This is a genomic window from Streptomyces africanus, assembly GCF_002150735.1.
GTDB lineage: Bacteria > Actinomycetota > Actinomycetes > Streptomycetales > Streptomycetaceae > Streptomyces > Streptomyces africanus.
Map to the genome: position 1 here is coordinate 1 of NZ_MUKA01000125.1, position 3,428 is coordinate 3,428.

A 3,428-nucleotide genomic window follows, 5' to 3' on the forward strand; every position below is an offset into this window, starting at 1 on the left:
CGAGGCGGGCCAGGGCGGTGGCCATGTTGGCGACGCCGCCGGGGCTCGATCCCATCCCGCGCGCCCACGACTCGGTCCCGCGCACCGGGGCGGAGTCGAGGCCGGTGAAGATGATGTCGAGGAAGACCGTGCCGGTGAGGTAGACGTCCCAGGGCGGATCCTCCGGCGCGCGCAGCGGGGCGAGGGGATCGACCTGGCTCTGGCGGTGCGATCCCTTTCCGGCCGGGCCCTTTCCGGCCGGGGCGGTGGACGCGGTCACGATGCGCTCCCTGACGTGGTACGGATCAGGCCAGTGTGCACCACACCACCGACAACGTGACGCCGATCACGCCAGGCCCACCCGTTCCGTCAGCTCGCACCGGCCCCCGCGCGCCCCGTGGACGAGGTGGGAGCCGGGGCTACCAGCGGGGCATCGAGGGCGTCACCCACTCCGGGTCGGCGACCCGCATGGCCGCCGCGTCGTCCCGGTCGCGCAGCGCACCGTCGTCATCCAGCCACCGCCGGTGCAGCACGGCCAGCCGCTCACGGTCGAGCTCCACGCCGAGCCCGGGCGCGTCGGACACGGTCACCCTGCCGCCCTCGAAGGTGAGCCGCTCGGTGAGCACGTCCTCGGACTGCCAAGGGTAGTGGGAGTCGCAGGCGTGGTGGAGGTTCGGGACGGTGGCCGCCACGTGGGTCATCGCGGCGAGCGAGATGCCCAGGTGGGTGTTGGAGTGCATCGACACGCCGACGCCGAAGGTGCGGCAGACGGCCGCGAGCTGCTGGGTGTTGCGCAGTCCGCCCCAGTAGTGGTGATCGGAGAGCACCACCTGGACGGCGCCCCTGGTGAACGCCTCCTTGATCTCGGCGAAGGTCGTCACGCACATGTTGGTGGCGAGCGGCACCCCGGCCCGCTCGGCGACCTCGGCCATGGCGGGGGTGCCGAGGGTCGGGTCCTCCAGGTACTCCAGGACGTCCCCGAGTTCCCGCGCCACCTTCAGTGAGGTCTCCAGGGACCAGGCGCCGTTGGGGTCGAGCCGCAGCGGATGCCCGGGGAACGCCTCGGCGAGCGCCCGGACGGCCGCGATCTCCTCGTCGGGCGGGAAGACGCCGCCCTTGAGCTTGAAGGAGGTGAAGCCGTACCGCTCGGTGAACCGGCGGGCCTGTTCCACGACCCCGGCCGGGTCGACGGCGGCCCCCCAGTCGTCCTTCTCGCAGGCGACGTCCTCGGGGTGGCCTGCCCATTTGTAGAACAGGTACGCGCTGTACTCGACGGCGTCGCGCACCTTGCCGCCGAGCAACGCGTGCACGGGCAGCCCGAGGGCCTTGCCGAGGGCGTCGAGGCAGGCGACCTCGAAGCCGGAGACGACGGAGAGACGCAGCTTGTCGGCGGTCTGGACGCCGCGCAGCCCGCCGACGTCCACGGCGTTCTCGACCCGGGACGCGTCCACCGCGACCTGGTCCGCGATCGTGAACAGCCCGTTCAGATCGCTGACCTGCCGCCCCTTCAGCCGCTCGGCGAAGGGCCGGGCCAGCTCCAGGTACTTGGTGTCGCCGTAGGTCTCCCCCACGCCGGTCACCCCGTCCGCCGTGACGACCTCGACGATCAGCCGGGGCGTGTAGGGCTGGTGCACGCCCTGCGTGTTCAGCAGCGGCGGGTCAGCGACCAGGATCGGCGTCAGCCGTACATCGGTGATGGCGAGGTTCACAGAGCGGCTCCCACGAGGTCGAGCCCGGCGGTGAGGAGGGCGCGGAGGGCGGCCAGGTCGGCGGGCGCGGGGTCGGTGAGCGGGGCGCGCACGGGGCCCACCGGGTGGCCGCGCAGCCGGGCCGCCGCCTTCACCAGTGACACGGCGTACCCGGGGACGCGGTCGCGCAGTTCGACGAGCGGGACGTAGAAGCCGCGCAGCAGTTTGTCGACGGTACCGTGGTCGCCGTCGCGCAGGGCGTCGAAGAAGGCGCCGGCGATCTCGGGGGCGAAGGCGTGGACGGCGGAGGAGTAGGCGGGGACGCCGACGGTGGCGTAGGCGCGGGCCTGGATCTCGGCGGTGGCGGCGCCGTTGAAGAACAGGAAGTCCTCGGGCGCGGCGAGCGTGAGGCGCTGGAGCCGGTCGAGGTCGCTGTGGCCGTCCTTGAGGCCGATGACGCCCGGCAGGGCCGCGATGCGCCTGAGCGACTCGGCGGTGAACGTGACCTGGCCGCGCTGGTAGGCGATCAGGGGCAGCCGGGTGCGGGCGGCGATCTGCTCCAGCTGGGCGACCAGGCCGTCCTGCGGGGCGGCGACGAGGTAGTGCGGCAGCACGAGCAGCGCGTCGGCTCCGGCGTCCTCGGCGATGCGCGCGAACCGGACCGCCTGCGCCCAGCCGTAGCCGATGCCCGCGACGACGGGGACGCGGCCCGCCGCCTCCTCGACCGTGATGGCGACGACCTGCCGGTACTCGTCCTCGTCGAGCGAGAAGAACTCGCCGGTGCCGCAGGCGGGGAAGACCGCGCCGGGCGAGGCGGCGAGCCGGTCCGCGACATAGGCGCGGAAGCCGTCCGGGTCGAGGCTGCCGTCGTCGCGGAAGCTGGTCAGCGGGAACGACAGCACGCCGTCGGCCATGCCCTCCCGCAGGCGGTGCGCGACCGCACTCGCTCCAGCGCTCACGGGCATCTCCTCGCTCGTTTCCGGGGCCATCTCCGGGCCATCTCCTCATGTAGACGTCATCTATGTATGAGAATGCGGGTTGGATACGCGAACGTCAACCGCGCGGGGCTGTCCGATTACGATCGGCACATGCCAGACACAGGGGGCGTCCGTGAAGTGAAGTCAGCGGCCCGCACGGTCGAACTGCTGGAACTCCTCGCGGCGCGCGGCGACCGCCCGGCGCGGCTCCAGGAGCTGGCCGACGAACTCGGCGTGCCCCGCAGCTCGATGTACGCGCTGCTCCAGACCCTGATCTCGCGCGGCTGGGTCCGCACCGACATCACCGGCTCCCTGTACGGCATCGGCATCCACGCCCTGCTCACCGGCACCAGCTACCTCGACTCCGACCCGCGGGTCCGGGTCGTACGGCCGTATCTCGACGAGGCGTCCGAGGCGCTCGGCGAGACGATCCACATGGGGCGGCTGGACGGCCGGGACGTGGCCTATCTGGCGACGCGGGAGTCGCACGAGTACCTGCGCACCATCAGCCGGGTGGGGCGGCGCCTGCCCGCGCACGCCGGGGCCCTGGGCAAGGCCCTGCTGGCACAGCGCCCGGACGCGGAGCTGCCCGAGGGGCCGTACGAGGCGCTGACCCCCCACACGCACACGAGCCGGGAGTCCCTGGCGGCCGACCTCGCCCGGGTCCGGGCCCGCGGCTGGTCCGTGGACCGCGAGGAGGGCGTGACCGGCATCGTCGGCTTCGGATTCGCACTGCGCTACGACACCCCCGCACTGGACGCGATCAGCTGCTCGGTGCCGGTGG

3 protein-coding genes and 1 pseudogene are annotated in these 3,428 nt (G+C 72.8%); 1 reads left to right on the plus strand and 3 read right to left on the minus strand.

Annotated elements, in window-relative coordinates; translation table 11 throughout:
* The 3 genes and pseudogenes from CCL05_RS17750 to CCL05_RS17760 all read right to left on the minus strand — a co-directional run.
* Positions 1-259: pseudogene (locus CCL05_RS17750) on the minus strand (sugar kinase); the annotation flags it as partial.
* Positions 260-398: 139 nt separating this feature from the next.
* Positions 399-1,688, minus strand: a complete 1,290-nt coding sequence (locus CCL05_RS17755) for a glucarate dehydratase family protein (protein WP_086561479.1) — start codon at positions 1,686-1,688, stop codon at positions 399-401.
* A complete protein-coding gene (locus CCL05_RS17760; protein WP_086561480.1) occupies positions 1,685-2,632 on the minus strand; it encodes a 5-dehydro-4-deoxyglucarate dehydratase in 948 nt (315 codons plus the stop codon). The genes CCL05_RS17755 and CCL05_RS17760 overlap by 4 nt, the downstream gene beginning before the upstream one ends.
* Before the next feature lie 123 nt (positions 2,633-2,755).
* On the opposite strand from CCL05_RS17760, the gene CCL05_RS17765 reads away from it, so the two are divergent.
* Positions 2,756-3,428, plus strand: a 673-nt coding sequence (locus CCL05_RS17765; RefSeq protein WP_086561481.1) for an IclR family transcriptional regulator, incomplete at its 3' end; no start/stop codon positions are given.